The following is a 20339-nucleotide window of genomic DNA, read 5'->3' as shown; positions in this document are numbered from 1 at the left end:
AAAAAACTTTTAGTTTTTATATTAGTTTGTCTAATCTATTATTTAATCATAATAGACTGGCTCAATCGATCACTTGTTTAGATTTCAAAGATTGACTAATAGTTTAACAATTATAAGTTAAAAGAACTTTCTGCTCTGCGTTCTGCAAAACAGAAAGTGAAGTATATAGAAGTGATGCTTAAAAGTAGATAAAAATCAGGCTATTTTTTAAAAGCCCATGAATAAATTTTGAAGTCCAACCTTTTCATTAAAAATAATATCTTTTTTATTTGGATCGTACTTAAATTTACTTACTACTTTTTTGCCATCTTCTTTTAAATATCCAGCAGATATAAGCGTTGGCTCGATAAGAGTCATCTCAGGGAAGAGTGTATCAAAAAATTTAGCTAAAGTCTCATCCACGCTTAACTCGCCATTAAGTGATAGTTTGTCAAAGATCACAAGCTGACTTTCTCCGCTTTTAAAGCCATTAATAGCAGCGTCTAATTTCAAATTTATAGCATTATCGCCATTTTTAAAGCTTAATCTATCCACTTTCACACTCGGATTTTTCTCTAAAATTTGACCCATTACTTCGTCTAAATTTAGCCCAGCAAAGATACTCTCGTTTGTATCAACATTTACATTATTTAGTCTATCAAGTATATTATTTATAGTTGGCACGTTGATATTTGCTATTTTGCTATCTAAGATAAAATCTGTAAATTTCACTTTATTAACAGCAACTGCACCTATTTTCACCACATCTTTTGAGCTACCAAGATCATTTGAGACTTCAAATTTCGAGTTATACTCAAGATCGTCTAAAGCAACATTGCCATCTTTTTCATCTAATAATGCTAATTTTTTAATTTTAGCCTTTGCTATATAAGGGGCTAGTTTGCTCTCAAATATCTTTGAAATTTCAACTGGCACAGTGTAACTTGTATCTATATCAACGCCTTCAAGATTAACTTCTGCTTTATTTTCTTCATTAAGATCTTTTAAAACAACTTTTTCAACGCCCAAGTTTGCACTATTTACATTATCTTTTGCGTCCAGTTTCAAGCCAAATTTCACATCCTTTGTATGAACGTTCATAGTTTGCTTGTCGCTAAAATCGATGTCGCTAAATTTAACTTTTACATCTTTATCGCCACTCACGCTGGCCTTTGTTTTAGCCGTTGCGATGATGTTTGATCCAAGAAATGAAGCCACGATATTTTTTATCGCTTCATTTTGTATAGAAATTTTTGAGTCGATCTCAAAGCCATTTACAAATGCAAGCACTGAGTGAGAAATTTCATTTTCTACCTTAAAATTTAGATCCTCATCTACATCTTTGCCAGCTAAATTTTTCAAAAGATCTTTTGAAACTACAAGATCAAATGATCCTTTTGAGCCAAGAAAACCTTTTTGATAGCTGTTTTCTGAAACTTTAAAGCCATTTATATCATTTAGTCTATCAACTATCCTTTGATAGTTCTCCTCAACCTTGTTTGAGGCGAAATAAACAGCGCCTGCGACGATCACGATAACTACGATTAGAGCAGATATCACCTTTTTCATATTTTTCTCCTTTTTGTAATGTGTTGTAAAAACAACCAGATACCAAATAATAAGCCTACCATAGCAAGTGGCATAATATATCCATGCTCGCCAAGATAGTCACTCACACTCACGAAATAATCCCCTGCTTTATAGCTAGCAAGACCAACGATCACCGCCCAAAGCACTGAAGAGATCAAATTTATAACACTAAATTTATAAAAAGAGTATTTTGTAAGTCCAAGTGCGATAGGCACCAAAGTTTTGACGCCATAGATAAATTTCTTGATAAATATTATCTTATCACCGTGCTTCTTTGCCAAAATTCCAGCGTAGGCAAGCTTTCTTTTGTGATTTTTCACGTAAGGCATAAGTGAGCTTTTGTTAAACCTTGCGACGTAAAAGATCAAAGTATCGCCGATCGTATTTGCCACGGCAGCGACGATTATGCTAAGAGTGATGTCCATTTTGCCTGCAAAACTTAATATCCCAGCAGCTATAAGCGCGACCATACCGCCACCAAGGCTGTAAAAAAACAGCACAACGTAGCCGTAAGTTGAGATTGAGTTTATAATATCTTGCATCATTGCCCCAAAAGTTTAGAAGCTGAAGATATTAGTTGCTCGTATGCATAGCCACTTTGTTTTAAAATTTCATCCTTTGCGCTAATGACTGCTCCGCCAAAGCTAGCTCCAGCGAAAAACCCATCATTTGCGGCATACGCATAGATGTCGCTTGAAAATTTAAAATCGCTTACTTTATTATAATTGCGCCCGATATCGCCAAATGCCACTGAAAGCTTCGTATCAAGCGTGATCTTAGCGTCTTTTATGTCGTAGATGATGCTATCTTTAAATATAAATAACACGAGCGAGCTATCTTCATAGCCAAACTGTATGCCGATGCTACCGCCACTTATGCTAACTGGTAAAATTTCACTTGGCGAGTTGATGTTGCCAACGACCATGATGCCATCTCCGCCCATACCACCAACAACAAAACCGACCTTTTTAACACTTGGAAAGATGATCGTCGCTTTTGACTGCTCGATAAGCTCTTTTATAGGAGCGTTTCTAGCACCTCTCATTGTCGTTATAAACGAATTTGCCGAGTCTAGCACGAGCTCCTCGCTGGCAAAGCCAAACGAGAAAAACATTATTAATGATAAAAGAAATTTCATATCTTGCCGTTATTTTGCAAAATCAACAGCGCGAGTTTCTCTGATGACGCTTACTTTGATCTCACCAGGATACTGCACCTTGCTCTCGATCTCTTGAGCTATCTCTTTTGCTACAAGCACTGCCTCATCGTCGTTTATAAGCTTAGCATTTGCGATGACACGGATCTCACGGCCAGCATTGATCGCATAAGCTTGCTTGATGCCCTCTTTGCTTTTTGCGATGTTTTCGATCTCTTCGACACGTTTTAGGAAGCTCTCAAGCACCTCGCGTCTTGCTCCTGGACGAGCTGCGCTTAGTGCGTCAGCTGCACAAACAGCAGCACTTTCTATACTTGTCGCCTCTTCGTGGCCGTGGTGAGCATAGATCGCATTGATGACAACTGGATGCTCCTTGTAACGTTTGCAAATTTCAGCTCCAAGATCGACGTGGCTGCCCTCGTACTCGTGAGTTAGCGCCTTGCCGATGTCGTGAAGTATGCCAGCTCTTTTTGCTAGCTTCTCATCTCCGCCGCACTCAGCCGCGATGATGCCAGCAAGGTGAGCTACTTCAAGGCTGTGAGCAAGGGCGTTTTGACCGTAGCTTGCTCTAAATTTAAGCTTACCTATTAGTTTTACTATCTCTGGATGAATTTTATTTAGACCAAGGTCCATGACGATGTTCTCGCCCTCTTCTTGTATGCTTTGCTCAAATTCTTCAGTCACTTTTTTGTGAAGATCTTCTATCCTTGCTGGCTGAATTCTGCCATCCTCCACCAAAAGCTCGATCACTCTTGTTGCGATCGCACGCCTATAAAGGTTAAAGCTACTTAGTATGATCGCGTGTGGCGTATCATCGATGATGATATCAACGCCAAGCACCATTTCAAGGGTTTTGATGTTACGCCCCTCTTTGCCGATGATCCTGCCTTTTAGCTCATCGTTTTTAATATTTACGACATTTATTAGACGCTCTGCTGCAAATTCTCCAGCAAATCTCGACGTAGCCTGCGCCAAGATGTAATTAACCCTCTTTTTAGCCTCTCTTTTTGCCTCTTCTTCGTACTTTCTAACGATGTGAGCGATGTCGGCGCGTGACTTCTCTTCGACCTTTTTAAGCACAACCTCTTTTGCCTCTTCCTCCGTTAAGCCAGCAGCGTGCTCAAGCACCCTTATCGCCTCTTCTACTTTGTTTTGATAAGTCGCTTTTAAATTTAAGCCCTCTTCGTAAGTGACCTTCGCATCTTGCTTGTCTTTTTCAAAAAGCTCTTTGCTCTCATTTAAAAGCTCTTGCTCATTTAGCAAAATTTTCTCTTTTTTGGTTAGCTCATCAAATTTACTTGCGTACTCTTTTTGAAGCTTTGTCGTCTTGTCGTCGTATCTTTTTTTAGCCTCAAATTCAGCCTCTTGCACTGAAATTTTAGAGTTTTTAAGCGTTAGCTCAGCTTCATACTCGATGGCTTTTGCCTTTGCTTTTGCCTGCTCTAAAAATATGTTGTAGTTTGCATCATTTATCTTTTTGGCGTAGAGATACCCTGCTCCAACGCCCACCACACCGGCTCCTAAGCCTATTAAAACCTCTATCATTTATTCCTCTTTTTATATAATTTTTGTTTGGGGTTATATAAAAGTCTCCTACTGCATCGTGCGCCTGCGAGAGCACATCTTTGGTGTAAAAGTCTTTTACCTCTAAAAAAACTATCAGTTTTGGCTTAACGGGCAAAGTGTCAAAAAATCTATCGTAAAATCCTTTTCCGTGCCCTATCCTTGCCATAGCTCCATCAACCCCAATCGCTGGAACTACCGCCATATCGAGTTTAACATTATTCATTTTTTTGCCAGATGGCTGCCTGACATTAAATTTATAAGTTATAAATGGCAGTTGCAATCTTACCATCTCTAAGCTAAGACCTACCATAAAAGGGGCAAAAATTTCACATTTATGTGATAAATTTCGTCTTATTTTAAGCACATCAACTTCGTAGTTAAGCGGCAGGTAAAAGAGCACCTTTTTAGATTTTGTGTAATTTATCAAATTTAAAAGCGTTTTTGCTGCCTTATGATGTGTGCATTTTGCTCTAAATTTAGTGAGCTTTATCAAATTTGCTCTTGCATTTTTTCTAAATTCGTTTTTTTCTAAATTAACGCTCATTTTATGCTCTTTCTTGTATAATCCTGAAACATTTTTCAAAAGGAAATTTATGACACTAAAACGCGTAATTATAACATCACTTTGTCTTTTTGCATTTTTCGGATGCGGTGACGACTCTAATAAAAAGAGCGAGCAAAACACTAGCGAACCAGCTGTTCAAAGTAAAAATTTAGAAGAAAATGCCAGCAAAGATGAAAATTTAAGCAAAGATACGCTCACTCCAAAAATGAATGAGAGCGCACAAAGCGACGAAGTAAAAGAGATAAGCCTAAAACTGCTTAACGGCACAACTATACATATCACAAAAAGAAGCAACGGCTTTGACGTAAAAGATGGCAAAAAAGCGACACTTTACGTATTTTTCGCTACTTGGTGCCCACCATGCAAGGCTGAGATCCCATCTTTAAACAACCTAAGTGAGAAATTTAAAAACGAGCTAAACATCGTTGCTGTCTTGCTTGAAGACAAGAGCGAGGACGAAGTCAAAGAATTTGCACAAAAGTATAAGATCAAATACGACATCGCAGTTGGCGAGGGAAATTTCTTATTTGAAAAGGCGATGGGCGGCATCAAAGGGCTCCCTGCATCTGCGCTCTTTAAAGCAAATGGCGACTACGCTCAAGGCTACATCGGTCTTGTGCCTGAAGAGATGCTTGAAACTGACATAAATAGGGCCATAAAATAATGCTTGAGTTTTTAAAAAAAGGCTTTGAAAAGACCTTTGGAGCGATAAGCTCGGCTAAAAAGTCAAAAAAGATCGACAAAGAGAGCTTGGAGGAAATTTTACTAGAAGCTGACGTAGCTTACGAGATCGTGGAGGAGATTTTATACTACTTGCCACCACAAGATGAAGTGAGCAGAGCTGATCTAAGACGCGTTATGAGTAGCTATTTTATCTACGAAAACGAGCGCGTGATCGAGCCTGACAAGCCATTTGTCGATCTCATCCTTGGCGTAAATGGCGCTGGCAAGACGACGACCATCGCAAAGCTAGCAAATTTATATAAAAATAACGGCAAAAGCGTCATTTTGGGTGCTTGCGATACATTTAGAGCTGGGGCGATCGAGCAGCTGCGCCAGTGGTCAATCAGGCTAAATGTGCCAATAGTCGCCACCCAGCAAGGGCATGATCCTTCAGCTGTGGCTTACGATACGATCAGCTCGGCCCTTGCAAAAGGCATCGACCGCGTCATCTTAGACACGGCTGGCAGGCTTCAAAACCAGACAAATTTAGCAAACGAGCTTGATAAGATCGTTCGTATCAGCAAAAAGGCCTATGAAAAGGCGCCACACCGCAAGATACTCATCCTTGATGGCACGCAGGGCAACGCTGGCGTCGCGCAGGCAAAGGCATTTAACGAGATCGTCTCGCTTGATGGCGTCATCATCACAAAACTTGATGGCACCGCAAAGGGTGGAGCGCTATTTGGCGTGGCAAGAGAGCTTGAGCTACCTATATTTTATATAGGCGTTGGCGAAAGCATGGATGATATCATCAAATTTAACCCAGACGAGTTTTTAGACGAGCTGATGGACGCCATTTTTGAGTAAGGTAAAATTTCTTAGTAAAATTTGCTTTTTCGCTGCTCTTTTGGCGATTGATTTTCTTGCATTTACTCCAAAAAGTCCTGCGATCATCGAAAATTCGTGGGACAAAGCAAACCATTTTTTAGCCTTTTTCGTCCTTTATATACTGCTCCACCTTGGCTATGAGTTTAAAATTTTAAAGAATTTAACCCTACTTTTAGCCTTTGGCGTGCAAATAGAGCTCGTTCAGGCATTTTTACCAAACAGGAGCTTTAGCCTGCTTGACATCGTAGCAGACATGATAGGAGCAGCTTTTGGAGTGATGGTAGTTGAAATTTTAAAAAGGATATATTATGGCAAAAGCAAAGCCAGTTTTTGAGTGTCAAGCCTGCGGTAATCAGCAGAGCAAATGGCTCGGCAAATGCCCACAATGTGGGGCTTGGGATAGCTTTGTCGAGCTTAGCCAGCAAGAGATAAAGATAAGCAAAGAGATAGCAAAAAGCGTTAGCGCACCTAGCAAAGCCATAAGCATAGACGAAGTTAAAATTCAAAATTTCACGAGATTTAGCACCAAAGATAGCGAACTAGACCTAGTTCTTGGTGGCGGTGTCGTTGAGGGCTCACTTGTGCTTATAGGCGGTAGTCCAGGCATCGGCAAATCAACCCTGCTTCTAAAAATCGGCTCAAATTTAGCAAAAGACGGCAAAAAAACGCTCTATGTAAGCGGCGAAGAGAGCCAAAGCCAGATAAAAATGAGAGCTGACAGGCTAAATGCGGTGGATAAAAATTTATACTTGCTAACTGAAATTTGCCTAGAAGATATCCTAGTTGAAGTGCAAAAGAGCGACTACAAGGTGCTTGTGATAGACTCCATACAAACGCTTTATAGCCAAAATATTACCTCCGCGCCAGGCTCGATCACGCAGGTTCGCGAGATCACGTTTGAGCTGATGAGGCTTGCAAAGAGCCAAAATATCTGCGTTTTCATCATCGGTCATATCACCAAAGAGGGCTCGATCGCAGGGCCTAGAGTGCTTGAGCATATGGTCGATGTGGTGCTTTATTTCGAGGGTGATGCGAGTAGAGAGCTGAGAATTTTGCGTGGATTTAAAAACCGCTTTGGTTCGACGAGCGAGGTTGGTATATTTGAGATGAGCCAGCACGGACTTGTGAGCGCAAATGAGGTATCGAGTAAATTTTTCACACGTGGCGGGGCGATGAGTGGTAGCGCGATCACTATCATAATGGAAGGCTCAAGGGCGCTTAGCATCGAAATTCAGGCCCTTGTTTGCGAGAGTGCCTATCCAAAACGAAGTTCGACTGGCTTTGAGAGAAACCGCCTAGATATGCTGCTAGCCCTACTTGAGCGAAAGCTTGAAATTCCACTTGGGCACTACGATGTCTTTATAAACGTTTCAGGCGGCGTTAAGATAAGCGAGACTGCTGCCGATCTAGCCGTCATCGCAGCGATAATAAGCAGCTTCAAAAACCGCCCTATCAGCAAAGACAGCGTCTTCATCGGCGAGCTAAGCCTAAATGGCGAAATAAGAGAAATTTTTAACCTCGATCAGCGACTAAAAGAGGCAAAAACGCAGAAATTTAAAAACGCCATCATCCCAAACAAACCGCTTGACACACAAGGTCTAAAGTGCTTCTACGCCAAAGATATCACGCAAGTGCTTGAGTGGATGTAAATTTATTCCGAAATATATTATGCTTATTTTTTAGCAGATAATACATAAAAATAAATTATACATATTTTTTTAATAAATAAAATAATATTAAATTATAAAGAACACTCAAGATAGTTCAGTCAACTTTGTTGTTATATTGGTTCAAAAACAAAAATAAGACTCTCCTTAACTTAATCTCATGCAAAGAAGCATTAAGTTTTAGAAAAACTATGAAAAAGTCCATTCAAGAATTTATAAAGCTAATTTTATAGAAATTATAAAATACTTCACGAAGAATGTATAAATAATACTATGTAAAGTCTTTAGTGATTATACTCAAGAGCGTAAAATAATAAATAATTTTAGTGGTAAGTTAGAGATTTATAAAAATTGTTTCAGACCTAAAAAACAAGAGGCAAAAAAGATAGGGATATAACAAATAAAATTTCGGCATTTTGTATATATAACCAGGTGTTAAAAAATATTCTAGAAAAGAACTAATGCCTATAATTATCTTAGTTTAGTAATATAGGCAAAAGTGTAATTTACTCTAAGCTAGTGAAATGACTATGATAGATTTATTGATTACGGAACCAAAATTCATTACAAAACATACAAAAAACAAATTCACTAATAACAAAAATATTCAAATCGTATAAAAATTTTTTAGATATTACTTCAACTTCATCTTGCTGCAACAAATATATGAAAATATGACAAGTATAGATTATTTAGATATTGTAAAGTTATGTTAGACATCAAAGTTATAAAAAGGCATAGAAAAGTGCGATTAATTCGTAGTTAGAGTGAGTTTTGGTCAAAATCAAAGTGGCGAAAATTTCTTTACATCACTTTACAAAAGCTTTACATCTTTTTACAAACTTTTTTAAAAGCTGTTTAAATGGGCTTAAATCACACATCTTAATACTTTACCTACTATATAGACCTCAACGTTACTATCTTCATCTATCTCGTAGCTTTGATAGTCTTTGTTGATGCTTATGATATGAAGCACGCCGTCAGGGCTTTTTTTGGAACAATTTAACCATGAAATTTCCACAAAAGTTTATAATGTATAGCCCATCGCCCTCAAATCTAGCTGTAACGTCAGCAATGACCCAGCTATCAGGGTATAAGCATAGGGATCATAGAGTAGCCTTCTACTTGCATGCAGCGTAGGTTATTTGTGTTTTTTAGGCGAGTTTTAAAGAGCATTTGAGAAAATGGGACGAGTTTGGTTGTGTCATATACTTCAATGCCATTTATATCGACACTTTCGCCTGCTCCGACTTTAGAGCTTAGCTCACATATAAGGATCTGATCTTCTTTTAACTGCTGTATTTGTGAGTTTTTAAGGTTTGTAGGACTTATGGACAAATTTTCAGGACTTACGAACTTCTAACGAACCATTATTGTCTTTTAAAAAATATGACGTTTGAACATTAAAAACTTTTGCAATTTTTTCTAAATTTGAAGTGAATCTTTAATATTTAACAAAGTATAGTTAAAGACGGTGTAGGGTATTTTTGCCTGATATAAAAGAAGCAGTGAAAGAGCAGGCAAAACTATGGTGAGCGAAGGCACAAAGTAGGACGCTAACTGCTTAGCGTCCGTGCCTAAGCGAGTGAGCGAGTATATCGCTTGCGATACGAGCGATGGAAAAACAATAATTTATTTATAAAAGACATAAAAATGATAAATCATCCAACCTTTAGGCTAGAAGCCAGCGGTAAAGACATAACAAATACCATTAGACAAAACCTAATAAGCTTAAGCTTTGGCTAGGGTATGAAAATGAGCTCTACCTTTGTGGTACTTTTAGCGTGCAAACAACTAGCGCAGACTACAAAGCAAATACAACAGAGGTTAGAGCAACTGCTGTAAATTTTGCAAGCCCTGCAAAAGAGAAAAGACGTGTGAGCTGGGAAAATACAACGCTTTTTGGTATAGCTAAAAAGATAGCTATACCAATGCACTATCTTTAAAAACAAGCGGTAGCGACCAAAATATAGCTTCTGTTATCCAAGATAATGTAAGTGACATAGAGTTTTTATATGATCTATGCGTCAAATTTGATTCTTTAATGGCTGTTAAAAATGATAACATCATCATAACAGCCAAAGATGCCAACCAGCAATGCGGTACAAGGCGAAGCCCGAGTAAAACCTCGCACATTAGAGGTGCATGCCTCAGTGCTAGCGCACTGCATGCGTTTGATTTTAAAATTTGCAAAAATCGCTTGATTAAATTTACTTTTAATAAGTCAAATACTTAACCGTATCTTGGTGTAGAGCACTTGGTTTTCGCATTGCACCAAAAGTAGGTCGTTTTCTTCAAAGATAGTTGATCCTGTCGGTTTTAGATACTCGTTTTTGCGCTTTACAAGAAGGATCAAAAACTCGCTTGGTAGCTCAAGCTGGGCCAAGTTTTTGCCAACTAGCTTTGAGCCATAGTGTATGGTGTGCTGGCGAAGCGTGTAGGTAAGGATCGGCGAGTTTACGATGACCTCAGCCGATACCTGCTCGCTCTCTTTTACCTTAAATTTATCAGCCGCAAAGCCGATCGACATGCCCTGCATCAAAATCGAGATCAAAACCATGAAAAATATAATGTTAAAAATCATATCCGAGTCTGGAATGCCATCTACATAAACATAGGTCGCAAGCACGATAGGCACGACGCCTCTTAGTCCAACCCACGAGATGAAAATTTGCTCGTTTATCTTAAATTTCGAAAATGCAAGCGAGGCAAAAACGCCAAGCGGCCTAGCAACAAGCATAAGCCACAAAGCCAAAATGAGCGCCAATAGCGCAGTTGCTGGAAGTTGTGATGGATTTGCTAAAAGACCAAGCGTCAAAAATACAACTATCTGCATCGTCCAAGCAATACCGTCGTAAAAGCCGATCAAATTTTTCTTATGCGAAAACTCTTTTTTATTTATAAAAATTCCCGCTATATAAACAGCTAAATATCCGTTTCCACCGGTCTTGAAACAAACCGTGTATAAAAGCAGTATCCAAGCAATAGAAAAAACTGGATAAAGCTTTAGGCGAAGTCTGTTGAAAATAGCTGGTAGCGCCATGCCAAAAAAATAGCCCATACTTATGCCGATACCAAACTGCTTAACCAGTGTGATCGCCCATTCAGTCGCTGTTGGCGTGCTATTTAGCGAGATCATCTGAATGATCGTCATAGTTAAAAATATCGCCATCGGATCGTTCGAGCCAGACTCTAGCTCAAGAAGCGGCGCGATGCCATTTTTTAGTGAAATTTTCTTCGCTCTTAGTATGGCAAAGACGGCTGCTGCGTCGGTTGATGAGATGATGGAGCCTAGCAAAAAGGCCTCCGCCCAAGTAAAATCAAGCAGATATTTTGCAACTGGGGCGATCGCAAGTGCTGTTAGAAAAACGCCGAGTGTGGCAAGGGTTAGCCCTCTGCCAAAAACTGGCTTTATCGCTGAAAAGTCAGTGTCAAGCCCACCAGCGTAGAGTATAAAGATGAGTGGCTAGCATGCCGACATTTTGAGCGACTACTTGATCGTCAAAATTTACACCAAGCAGGCCGTCTGAGCCTGCTAGCATGCCAACACCTAGAAAGATTATTAAAGAAGGAATTCCAAATTTATCAGAGATTTTGCTAAATAAAATGCTAGCTATCAGCAAAACTGCAAAAAATAGTAGTAAATTCTCCGCTCATCCTCCAAATTTATCTCAAACTATATCTTCAAAAACTTCAAATTTATCTTGATTTACAAGCATCTCAAGCAAGACGCCGTAGTTGTCTTTTATCTCATCTTGAAGTTTTATAGCAAGCTCTTTCGCGTCTTTTCCATCTTTTGGATAGGTGACCACTAGATCGATCGGCTCAACGTTTAAAAACTCTTGTATGCCAGTTAGTAGCTCGCTAGCACCTCTCTCGTTTGTGCCGTGAAGCACAACCACGTAGTGTTCATTTTCTCTTATGACAACGTCTGTTTGTCTTAGAATTTTTTCAAAAATTTCGCCATATTCTTTACTATTTGGCAAAGAAAAATATATCAAAGATAAATTTTTCGCATAGTCCTTTACATTTTTGTATCGCTTTATAAAAGCTATCTCAAGATCGATTATTGATAAAATATCAACTGCCGAGAAAATTTTTGCCGCCATTTTTACACTCCTTTTTTTGCGGTTTTGATTTTACGTCGCTATTATATCTTGTAAATTTTCAAAAATAAAGACATTCATTCCATTTTTGTATTCATAGCCAAATTTTAGTCCATGAGCCTCAAGGATGTTGCTAACTATATATAAACCTAGGCCAAAGCTCTTTTGTGCGTCCTCGCCCTTGATAAATGGCTGGATGTAAAAGTCAAGGTCATTTTTTAGCTTCTCGCCTTGGGTTATAAATTTCATATGATCCTTGCTAACCATGATATTTACGTGCTTATCGGTTGAGTACTTTATGCCATTATCTATCATATTTTTTATAGCGACTGAAAATAGCTTAAAATCAACCATCACCCTAACCTCATCAAGCTCGCTGATACCAACGTGCTCTTTTTCGATCATCGCTATATCTATCGCCTCGTCGATGAGGTCTCTCATAAGGCAAGGCGTTTTGTTTGTAAGGCCTATTTTTGAGGTTATCTGCTCGATCGCTGCAAGCTCATTTATCAAATTTTCAAGCTTGTGAAAGACGGAGATTAGCCTCTCTTGATTTTTGCTTTTTTCTATCATTTGAGCGGCGATCAGCCCCTTTGTGATAGGCGTTTTTAGCTCGTGCATGATATTTCTTAAAAAAAGATGCCTTGAGTCATTTAGTGCTTTGATCTGACAAACAGCCTCATAAAATGCCTCTGAAACTTCAGAAATTTCATCCTTGCCGTTGCCAACATTTTGCACGCCATCAAGCTCGCCATTTGCAAATTTCACGATCTGACGCTTTAGCTTTCTAAGCGGTTTTATCTTGTAAATTACAAAGATATAAGCAGCCAGCAAAATGACCGCAACTACGGCAAACACAGCCTTTATCACCTCGTATCTGTAAGGCTGAAATTCTTTATCCATCAAAAGCTTTAGCTCGTCTAAATGCTCGATCTTTAGGTAGTGATGTTTATCATAAAGCAAGATAGCACTTGATCCTAGATCACTTGAAATTTCTTCTAAAACGGCTGCATTTTTTAAAATTTCTTCTTTTTCATTTTTGGCGGTGATCTCTGGCATGTCGATGTTTGAGAGCTGACGGTCATACTGGGCTTTGTTTATGATGCCACCCATGTAGAGCAAATTTGTCCTAGCGACGTTTGAGTACTTGTTATTTAGCTCTCTTGTGTAGTTTTGTTTATCAAAGCCCATAAGCCACAAAAAGGCTAGAAATATCGAAACGAGCGCAAGTCCAAAGATAAACGTTATCGTGATAAATATAGAAGATCTTGGCATCAAAGAACCAACTTATAGCCGATGCCGCGGATCGCGTGGATGTATTTTGGCTCTTTTGGATTTTCATTTAGTTTTTGGCGAATTCTGCCGATGATGACGTCGATACTTTTGTTTGAGCTATCTTCATTTATGCTCTCGCAGTTGTAGATGAGCTCCTCTCTAGTGACCGCCCCGCCCTCTTTTAAAAGCAGATATTTTAAGATGTCATACTCCGCTGCGGTTAAATTTAAGACACTTCCTTTAAATAAAATTTCACGCTCAAATTCTTTTAAAACCAAGTCTTTGTTTAAATTTCTTGCCTCATTAGCAGGAGCGATACTCTGCCTTCTTAGATGGCTTTTGATGCGAGCAAGAAGCTCTTGTGGGTCATAAGGCTTTGGCAAATAATCATCCGCACCGTTATCTAGGGCATTTACTTTGTCTGTTATATCGTGCCTTGCGCTTGAGATGATTATAGGGATGTTGTGCTTTTTTCTTATCTCTTTGCAAACCTCTAGTCCGTCCATGCCAGGGAGCGTAAGATCAAGGATAACTAGGTCAAATTCGCTCGTGTTTAGAGTAGATAGTCCGATATATGGCTCCTCAGCCGTCGTCACTTTTATGTCGTAGTTTTCTAGGTATTCAGTTAAAATTTCAGCAAGCTCCATATCATCTTCTATCATTAAAATTCTAGTCATGATCTTTCCTGTTGTAAATTTATTTTTAAGGATTATAGCAGATAAAGGTTTTAAAAATTTAAAAGAGTTAAGAGCTGAAATTTCAGCTCTTAAGTGGTTATTTTATAACAAGGCCTTGCATGATACCACCGCGGTTTATCCACACTAGCGTCTTTTTGCCTTTTGCGTTTTTAACTGTGCTTGCAAATGTTTGAAGATCTTTTATGCTCTCTTCGCCAACTTGAACGATCACATCACCTCTTTCAAAGCCAAAGTCTTCAGCTTTTGAGCCAGATTTTACATCAGTTACAAGCACGCCTTGAGTGTCTGGGCTGATCTTATACTTAAATCTTATCTCATCGCTTAGATTACTAACGCTAAGACCTTCGATAATGACGCTTTTTGAGGCTGTTTTTGCGTTATGGTCCATATTTACAAGCTTGATTTTTGTATTCATCACCTTATTTGATCGCTCGTAAGTTATATCAACGCTGCTATTTGGAGTTAGTGAGCCGATGAAATTTTTAAGATCATTTGCGTTTTTGATGGCTTTGCCGTTTGCTGAAATAACCAAGTCGCCTCTTTTTAGCCCTGCCTCATCTGCTGGCATGCCCTGCTCTACGCCGCTTATTAGCGCACCCTCTTTATTTGTATAAAGCTCTTTTTGCTCATCTGTTAAATTTGCGATAGTTACGCCGATAAATCCGCGCTCGATCTTACCGTCAGTTATCAGCTTTTTAGCGATATCTTTTACCATATTTGATGGTATGGCAAAGCCAATGCCGTTGTTGCCGCCACTTTTTGAAAGTATGGCTGAGTTTATACCAACTAAATAACCCCTGCTATCAACCAAAGCGCCACCTGAGTTGCCAGGGTTTATAGAGGCGTCTGTTTGGATGAAATTTTCATATTGATTAAGTCCGATATCATCTTTGTTTAACCCTGAGACGATGCCTTGAGTGATGCTCTCGCCTACGCCAAATGGATTACCTATGGCAAAGACGACGTCCGCGTCAAGCAGCTTTGATGAATCAGCAAATGTTATCGCATTTAGCCCATTTGCCTCTATCTTTATGACGGCTAGATCGGTCTTTGGGTCACTGCCTATTAGCTTTGCTTTATACTCCTTGCCACCCTTTGCCAAGGTCACAACGATCTGGTCGCTATCTTCGATGACGTGGTTATTTGTAACGATGTAGCCGTCATTTGAGATGATGACGCCAGAGCCAAGAGAGGTTGTCTTTTCTTTCTCTTTTGGTTTTGCAAAGTTAAATCCAAAAAATTCATTAAAAAACGGATCATTAAACATCTGCTCGATGCCTGCATTGCTTACTGTTTTTGTAGTTGAGATATTTACAACTGAAAGTTTTGCCTGAGCGATAGAGTCATAGTATGAAAGCACACTATTTTTATCGCTTAACGGCGAAACTCTAGTTACATCTTGGTTTGCTTCGTTAAATTTAATGTCAGCTCCCATTAGCAAAGAAGCCGCTGCTAATGAAATTAGCATAAATTTTTTCATTTTTTTCCTTTAAATTGAAAATGTCTTGAAATTATAAATAGAGCTTAAAAATAAAATCTTAACGCTTTTTTCTCCTTTGTAAATAAAAATAAACTTGACTTGCATAGACTAAAGTTTTGTGATATAATCCGTGTCAAAAAATATAAGGAGAATATATGAGCGAAAGCTTATATGAAACTTTAGGAGTTTCAAAAGGCGCATCAAGCGACGAGATAAAAAAAGCTTATAGAAAACTTGCTAGAAAGTACCACCCAGACATCAACAAAGACCCTGGAGCAGAGGATAAATTTAAAGAGATAAACGCTGCTTATGAAATTTTAAGTGACGAGAAGAAACGTGCCCAGTATGATCAATACGGCGATAATATGTTTGGCGGTCAAAATTTCCACGACTTTGCCAGAGGCTCGGCCGATATGGGCGATCTAAACGATATCTTGAAAAATATCTTCTCAGGCGGCTTTGGCGGAGGCGGCGCTAAATTTAGCGGTGGCTTTGGCGGAGGTTTTGAAGGATTTGAAGGCTTTGGCGGAGGCGGATTTGGCTTTGGAGGAGCTGATCTAGATGTAAATGCCAAAATTTCTATACCATTTGACGTGGCTGTAACTGGCGGCGAACACAAGATAAATTTTAATGGCGAAAGCATCAAGATAAAGATCCCAAGCGGCATAGAAGGCGGCGAAAAACTTCGCATAAAAGGCAAAGGCAAGAGTGCTGGCGGTCAAACTGGCGATCTTATACTTGCCATTAGTGTTGAGCCAAGCGACGAGTACGAAAGAGTTGGCGATGATCTATACAAAGATGTAGAAATTCCACTAAAAACTATGCTCTTTGGCGGCAAGATAGATGTGCATACATATAAAAAAGATGTAACCATCAAGATCGCTGAGAACTCAAAAACAGGCACGAAAATCCGCCTAAAAGGATACGGCGTGCAAAACAGAAAGAGCGGAATTTATGGCGATCTTTACTTAAAAGCCAGGGTAAAACTTCCAAACATTAGTGAGCTTGACGAGGGCTTAGTAAAAGAGTTAAAAGAAAAATTACCGGAGTAAAAAATGCAAAATTATGAAGAACCACTTTTTTTAATAAGCGTTGTAGCAAAGGTTTTAAGCATACATCCACAAACTTTAAGGCAGTACGAGAGAGAGGGGCTAGTAGAGCCATCAAGAACAGATGGTAAGATGAGGCTCTACTCACAAAAAGATGTTGATCGTGTCAAAACGATACTAAATTTAACCCGAGAACTTGGTGTAAATTTAGCAGGTGTTGATGTGATACTTCAGCTAAAAGAGAAAATTGACGATTTAGAAGCAACTATTGATGATTTAAATAAAAAATTACACGAAGCTACCAGTCAAACTAGCACCAAAAGATCGCTTGTGAAGAGAAAAAGTAGCTTTGATCTTGTATTTTACGAAGGCAAAAAATAATTTATGGAACAAATTTTAGAAGGCTTCTTGCTTGTCGCTGCGATCTCAGTCGCGTTAAACGTCATTTTTAAGAAATTTCAGATACCAACCATCATCGGCTACATCGTAACCGGCACGCTTATATCTGAGTTTTTCAACCTCAAAAGCAACGATGAAATTTCTCATATAGCTGAGTTTGGTATCGCATTTTTGATGTTTACGATCGGACTTGAGTTTAGCTTTAAGCACCTGATGAGCATGAAAAAAGAGGTCTTTCTAAATGGCGGTCTGCAAGTTTGCCTAAGCGGCTTTGTGATGGGCGTGATGCTCTACTACGCGCTTCATCTAAATGACGAGACAGCACTTATCGCTGGTCTTGCCTTTGCTCTATCTTCGACTGCGATCGTGCTAAAAACGCTAAATGACAATGGCGATGTAAGTAAAATTTATGGTAGAAAGGCGCTTGGAATTTTGCTATTTCAAGATATTGCCGTCATACCAATCCTTCTTATGATAGATATGTTTAGCTCACAAGATGCCTCCATAAATGAGCTTTTGCTAAAGACATTTACGAGTGCTGCGATCCTTATAGTCGTGCTATTTTTACTTGGCAAATACGTCATCAACTGGATATTTTACAAAGTCGTTCAGACAAACTCTCAAGAGGTCTTTATAGCTACGATCCTCTTTTTAGTAGTTGGCGCCAGCACGCTAGCTCACTTCTTTGGCTTTTCATACTCTCTTGGTGCATTCTTAGCTGGCATGATGATGGCAGAGACGCAGTATAAGCACCAGATCGAGGTCGATCTCATACCTTTTAGAGATCTACTTCTTGGACTATTTTTCATAACCGTTGGCATGCAGATAAATTTTGTAGTCGTGCTCTCAAATATCTGGCTAGTTCTAGGTCTAGTCTTTAGCATAATGGTCGTAAAAGCTATCGTCGTTTTTGCCGTTTTAAATATCTACTTAAAACGCAGAGTCGCTGCTAAGACCGCACTTAGCGTCTGCCAGATCGGCGAATTTGCACTGGCTGTTTTTGGTCTGATGACTACTAGAAACCTACTTGACGTTCAAACAGCTCAAATTTTCATCGCAGCCTCTGTTATATCGATGTTTGTAACACCTTTTATACTTAAAAAGCTTGACGCTTTAGCTGATCTTGTAGAGCGTGAGGTGGTAGTCGAGTCAAACGAGACCTTAAAGCCACAAAAACTAAAAAATCACATCGTAGTTTTTGGCTACGATAGGCTCGGTCAAGAGGTAGTTTTGAGGCTAAAAGAGACAAAGCTTTTATACATCGTGCTTGATAATGACATCAGCCTAGTTGAGCTTGGTAGGAGCCGCGGGGAAAATGTATTTTTAGGAAACGTGCTTCAAAGCAACACTCTTGAAAACGCTTGCTTAGACGATGCAGCCGCTGTCATCATAACTGTAAATAACGAGCAAAGAGTTGAGCTGATCGCGCAAAAGATCAAAGACTACGGAGCAAATATCCAAACGATCATCAAAGCAAATGGCGAGGGTAATAAAGAGATCTTTGGCGAGCTAGGTGCAAATTTCCACCTTATAAGTGAGGAGCGCGTCATGGCAAAAACCCTTGTTCACGAAGCCCTTCAGTGCAAGATCGACCACGACGTAAGAGCGTAGTAAATTTAGCTTCTTAAAAAACGCTTTTTTGTTAAGTCCGTAGAGACAATAAGACACATTTTAAAGCTAAAAATTTGTCTAAACACAGCATCATAATGAAAATATATAAACTGTTTGAGGATACTTTAAATATAAATGGCAAAGAATTAAAAATCGAAGAGCTACTAAAAGATAAAATATAGAATTTAGTACAAATTAAAATAAAAGCATATTAGACAATAATATGCTTAAAAAATTTAAAGCCTAACTTTGCCAGGCTTTTACTCATTTCTCAAAGTTTGAAGCACATTTACCTCTGTGGCTTTTTTAGCTGGGTAGTAAGACGAGATAGCGACGATAAATACAGCTCCAACTACGATAAGCACAAGATCGATGGTTGAGAGTTCAAGTGGTAGTTTGCTTGAGCCATAGACGTCAGCTGGCAGGTCTATGATGTTGAAATTTCCAAGTAAAAATAACCCCAAAAAGCCAAGCACTAGGCCAAATATAATGCCACCTCCACCTATTACTAGCCCTTGATAAAAAAAGCTTCTTTTTATCTCGCCTTTGCTAGCACCAAGCGCTAAAAGTAAGGCGATCTCCTGCCTGCGGTTCATCACGGTCATTAGTAGCGAGCTTATGATATTTAGCGACGCCACAAGGATAATTAACATCAAAACGATAAAAAGTGCTCTTTTTTCAAGTGCGAGAGCTGAGAAAAAGTTGCCATTTTGCTCCCACCAGCCAATAGCAACCGTGCCAGCTGGAAGCCCCTCGCGCACCCTTTTTATATCATCAAATGGCTTACTTGAAAAGATGTGGATTCCATCATAAACGCCTTTTGGATAGTCTAAAATTTTCCTTAATGCATCAACCGAAGTATATGAAAATGCCTTGTCATAGGCGATGAGTCCAGATGTAAATGAGCCGCCGATATCAAAGCGTTTCATCTTTGGCGTTAGCGAAAAGCCAGCAGGATCAGCCTTTGTAAAGATAAGCGTTAGTTTTTCATCGTCTCTTAGCCTAAACTCACTCGTTATGCCACTTCCCACAAGTATCTCAAAGCCCTCTAGCTCTTTTTCTTTCAAAGCTTCATTTACAACTGAATTTATCTGCTTTTCATCTTTAAAATTTACGCCATAAATTAGCCCACCTTCAAGCGCATTTGCCGAGCGATAAATGACCTGCGTGCTGATATATGGACTAAATTTAAGGTCGCTAAATTTAGCCTTTAGCTCATCTACAAAGCCATCATCGATCGATCCTTTAAAGGCACTTTGAACGGTTATAGGGTAGTTCATCGTAAAAAGTTTGCGCTCAAATTCTTTATCAAATCCATTCATAATAGCCATAGCAACGATCAAAACCATAAGACCGATGCTAACACCAAGAAAGGCGAGTAAGGCACTTAGAGCGATAAATGGCTGAGTTTTATCAAATCTTAAATATTTAAAAAGTAGATACTTTGGTAAGCTTGTCATCAAATAGCCTTTAAAAGATTAAGGCGCTTTGGCGCCTTAAAAGTAGAAATTTTAAGCAAATATGCCTTTTTTAGGGCCACTTTTGCCGTGGCAATCTTTATATTTTTTACCGCTTCCACAAGGGCATGGAGCATTTCTTGGTATCTTTTTTTCTGGCGTGAAATTTTCTTCTTCGCCTTGGTTGTTG

19 protein-coding genes and 2 pseudogenes are annotated in these 20339 nt (G+C 39.1%); 8 read left to right on the top strand and 13 right to left on the bottom strand.

What is annotated here, in order from left to right:
- Positions 1-207: 207 nt before the first annotated feature.
- From G6W42_RS07400 to G6W42_RS07380, 5 genes are read right to left on the bottom strand one after another with little or no spacing between them, the layout of a single operon-like run.
- A complete protein-coding gene (locus tag G6W42_RS07400) occupies positions 208-1548 on the bottom strand; it encodes a DUF945 family protein (protein ID WP_194173523.1) in 1341 nt (446 codons plus the stop codon).
- A complete protein-coding gene (locus G6W42_RS07395) occupies positions 1545-2111 on the bottom strand; it encodes a DedA family protein (protein WP_194173522.1) in 567 nt (188 codons plus the stop codon). Before G6W42_RS07395 ends, G6W42_RS07400 begins: the two co-directional genes overlap by 4 nt.
- Positions 2111-2707, bottom strand: coding sequence for a lipid-binding SYLF domain-containing protein (locus G6W42_RS07390; protein WP_194173521.1), 597 nt, complete (start codon positions 2705-2707; stop codon positions 2111-2113). Before G6W42_RS07390 ends, G6W42_RS07395 begins: the two co-directional genes overlap by 1 nt.
- A 9-nt stretch (positions 2708-2716) precedes the next feature.
- The gene (gene rny, locus G6W42_RS07385) at positions 2717-4270 is read right to left on the bottom strand and encodes a ribonuclease Y (protein WP_034901872.1); all 1554 of its coding nucleotides are present in this window, start codon (positions 4268-4270) and stop codon (positions 2717-2719) included.
- Positions 4191-4835: a 5-formyltetrahydrofolate cyclo-ligase gene (locus G6W42_RS07380; protein WP_194173520.1), complete on the bottom strand. Its 645-nt coding sequence runs from the start codon at positions 4833-4835 to the stop codon at positions 4191-4193. The genes rny and G6W42_RS07380 overlap by 80 nt, the downstream gene beginning before the upstream one ends.
- Before the next feature lie 49 nt (positions 4836-4884).
- Between G6W42_RS07380 and G6W42_RS07375 the strand changes: the two genes are divergently transcribed.
- From G6W42_RS07375 to radA, 4 genes are read left to right on the top strand one after another with little or no spacing between them, the layout of a single operon-like run.
- Positions 4885-5520 carry a TlpA family protein disulfide reductase gene (locus G6W42_RS07375; RefSeq protein ID WP_194173519.1) on the top strand — a complete coding sequence of 212 codons (636 nt, stop codon included), beginning with the start codon at positions 4885-4887 and terminating at the stop codon, positions 5518-5520.
- The gene (gene ftsY / locus G6W42_RS07370) at positions 5520-6386 is read left to right on the top strand and encodes a signal recognition particle-docking protein FtsY (RefSeq protein WP_194173518.1); all 867 of its coding nucleotides are present in this window, start codon (positions 5520-5522) and stop codon (positions 6384-6386) included. The genes G6W42_RS07375 and ftsY overlap by 1 nt, the downstream gene beginning before the upstream one ends.
- Positions 6379-6741, top strand: a complete 363-nt coding sequence (locus G6W42_RS07365) for a VanZ family protein (protein WP_194173517.1) — start codon at positions 6379-6381, stop codon at positions 6739-6741. Before ftsY ends, G6W42_RS07365 begins: the two co-directional genes overlap by 8 nt.
- Entirely contained in the window at positions 6716-8056 is a 1341-nt protein-coding gene (gene radA, locus G6W42_RS07360; protein ID WP_194173516.1) for a DNA repair protein RadA, read from the top strand. Before G6W42_RS07365 ends, radA begins: the two co-directional genes overlap by 26 nt.
- A gap of 1104 nt (positions 8057-9160) precedes the next feature.
- On the opposite strand, the gene G6W42_RS07355 is transcribed toward radA, so the two are convergent.
- The gene (locus G6W42_RS07355; RefSeq protein WP_194173515.1) at positions 9161-9412 is read right to left on the bottom strand and encodes a hypothetical protein; all 252 of its coding nucleotides are present in this window, start codon (positions 9410-9412) and stop codon (positions 9161-9163) included.
- A gap of 446 nt (positions 9413-9858) precedes the next feature.
- On the opposite strand from G6W42_RS07355, the gene G6W42_RS07350 reads away from it, so the two are divergent.
- Complete coding sequence (locus G6W42_RS07350; protein WP_194173514.1) at positions 9859-10020, top strand: hypothetical protein; 162 nt, start codon at positions 9859-9861, stop codon at positions 10018-10020.
- Between the two features lie 278 nt (positions 10021-10298).
- Here G6W42_RS07350 and G6W42_RS07345 read toward each other — a convergent pair.
- From G6W42_RS07345 to G6W42_RS07325, 5 genes and pseudogenes are all read right to left on the bottom strand, one after another.
- Positions 10299-11697, bottom strand: a pseudogene (locus tag G6W42_RS07345) (potassium/proton antiporter).
- Between the two features lie 48 nt (positions 11698-11745).
- The gene (locus G6W42_RS07340; protein ID WP_194173513.1) at positions 11746-12183 is read right to left on the bottom strand and encodes a pyridoxal-5'-phosphate-dependent protein; all 438 of its coding nucleotides are present in this window, start codon (positions 12181-12183) and stop codon (positions 11746-11748) included.
- Between the two features lie 30 nt (positions 12184-12213).
- Positions 12214-13455 (bottom strand): ArsS family sensor histidine kinase, encoded by a 1242-nt coding sequence (locus G6W42_RS07335; protein ID WP_148822713.1) that lies wholly within the window; start codon positions 13453-13455, stop codon positions 12214-12216.
- A complete protein-coding gene (locus tag G6W42_RS07330; protein ID WP_194173512.1) occupies positions 13455-14132 on the bottom strand; it encodes a response regulator transcription factor in 678 nt (225 codons plus the stop codon). Before G6W42_RS07330 ends, G6W42_RS07335 begins: the two co-directional genes overlap by 1 nt.
- A gap of 97 nt (positions 14133-14229) precedes the next feature.
- Positions 14230-15633, bottom strand: a complete 1404-nt coding sequence (locus G6W42_RS07325; RefSeq protein ID WP_149712220.1) for a Do family serine endopeptidase — start codon at positions 15631-15633, stop codon at positions 14230-14232.
- 155 nt (positions 15634-15788) lie between these two features.
- Between G6W42_RS07325 and G6W42_RS07320 the strand changes: the two genes are divergently transcribed.
- The 3 genes from G6W42_RS07320 to G6W42_RS07310 are packed head-to-tail and all read left to right on the top strand — an operon-like array spanning position 15789 to position 18692.
- On the top strand, positions 15789-16685 hold the full coding sequence (locus tag G6W42_RS07320) for a DnaJ C-terminal domain-containing protein (protein WP_194173511.1): 897 nt from the start codon (positions 15789-15791) through the stop codon (positions 16683-16685).
- Positions 16686-16688: 3 nt separating this feature from the next.
- Complete coding sequence (locus G6W42_RS07315) at positions 16689-17063, top strand: heat shock protein transcriptional repressor HspR (RefSeq protein ID WP_002940240.1); 375 nt, start codon at positions 16689-16691, stop codon at positions 17061-17063.
- Positions 17064-17066: 3 nt separating this feature from the next.
- Positions 17067-18692, top strand: coding sequence for a cation:proton antiporter (locus tag G6W42_RS07310; RefSeq protein WP_194173510.1), 1626 nt, complete (start codon positions 17067-17069; stop codon positions 18690-18692).
- Positions 18693-18952: 260 nt separating this feature from the next.
- On the opposite strand, the gene G6W42_RS07305 is transcribed toward G6W42_RS07310, so the two are convergent.
- Together G6W42_RS07305 and G6W42_RS10850 are read right to left on the bottom strand one after the other, a co-directional pair.
- Positions 18953-20152, bottom strand: coding sequence for an ABC transporter permease (locus G6W42_RS07305; RefSeq protein ID WP_194173509.1), 1200 nt, complete (start codon positions 20150-20152; stop codon positions 18953-18955).
- Positions 20153-20203: 51 nt separating this feature from the next.
- A pseudogene (locus G6W42_RS10850) lies at positions 20204-20305 on the bottom strand (SEC-C metal-binding domain-containing protein); the annotation flags it as partial.
- Between the last annotated feature and the right edge of the window lie 34 nt (positions 20306-20339).

This window comes from Campylobacter concisus (genome assembly GCF_015230015.1).
Lineage (GTDB): Bacteria > Campylobacterota > Campylobacteria > Campylobacterales > Campylobacteraceae > Campylobacter_A > Campylobacter_A concisus_AF.
This window is presented reverse-complemented; position numbering and strand designations above follow the sequence as displayed.

Excerpts from the sequence above, each read along its gene's own strand:
- G6W42_RS07400 (WP_194173523.1), bottom strand. The coding sequence starts at position 1,548 with ATGAAAAAGGTGATATCTGCTCTAATCGTAGTTATCGTGATCGTCGCA.
- G6W42_RS07395 (WP_194173522.1), bottom strand. The coding sequence starts at position 2,111 with ATGCAAGATATTATAAACTCAATCTCAACTTACGGCTACGTTGTGCTG.
- G6W42_RS07390 (WP_194173521.1), bottom strand. The coding sequence starts at position 2,707 with ATGAAATTTCTTTTATCATTAATAATGTTTTTCTCGTTTGGCTTTGCC.
- rny (WP_034901872.1), bottom strand. The coding sequence starts at position 4,270 with ATGATAGAGGTTTTAATAGGCTTAGGAGCCGGTGTGGTGGGCGTTGGA.
- G6W42_RS07380 (WP_194173520.1), bottom strand. The coding sequence starts at position 4,835 with ATGAGCGTTAATTTAGAAAAAAACGAATTTAGAAAAAATGCAAGAGCA.
- G6W42_RS07375 (WP_194173519.1), top strand. The coding sequence starts at position 4,885 with ATGACACTAAAACGCGTAATTATAACATCACTTTGTCTTTTTGCATTT.
- ftsY (WP_194173518.1), top strand. The coding sequence starts at position 5,520 with ATGCTTGAGTTTTTAAAAAAAGGCTTTGAAAAGACCTTTGGAGCGATA.
- radA (WP_194173516.1), top strand. The coding sequence starts at position 6,716 with ATGGCAAAAGCAAAGCCAGTTTTTGAGTGTCAAGCCTGCGGTAATCAG.
- G6W42_RS07340 (WP_194173513.1), bottom strand. The coding sequence starts at position 12,183 with ATGGCGGCAAAAATTTTCTCGGCAGTTGATATTTTATCAATAATCGAT.
- G6W42_RS07335 (WP_148822713.1), bottom strand. The coding sequence starts at position 13,455 with ATGCCAAGATCTTCTATATTTATCACGATAACGTTTATCTTTGGACTT.
- G6W42_RS07330 (WP_194173512.1), bottom strand. The coding sequence starts at position 14,132 with ATGACTAGAATTTTAATGATAGAAGATGATATGGAGCTTGCTGAAATT.
- G6W42_RS07325 (WP_149712220.1), bottom strand. The coding sequence starts at position 15,633 with ATGAAAAAATTTATGCTAATTTCATTAGCAGCGGCTTCTTTGCTAATG.
- G6W42_RS07320 (WP_194173511.1), top strand. The coding sequence starts at position 15,789 with ATGAGCGAAAGCTTATATGAAACTTTAGGAGTTTCAAAAGGCGCATCA.
- G6W42_RS07315 (WP_002940240.1), top strand. The coding sequence starts at position 16,689 with ATGCAAAATTATGAAGAACCACTTTTTTTAATAAGCGTTGTAGCAAAG.
- G6W42_RS07310 (WP_194173510.1), top strand. The coding sequence starts at position 17,067 with ATGGAACAAATTTTAGAAGGCTTCTTGCTTGTCGCTGCGATCTCAGTC.
- G6W42_RS07305 (WP_194173509.1), bottom strand. The coding sequence starts at position 20,152 with ATGACAAGCTTACCAAAGTATCTACTTTTTAAATATTTAAGATTTGAT.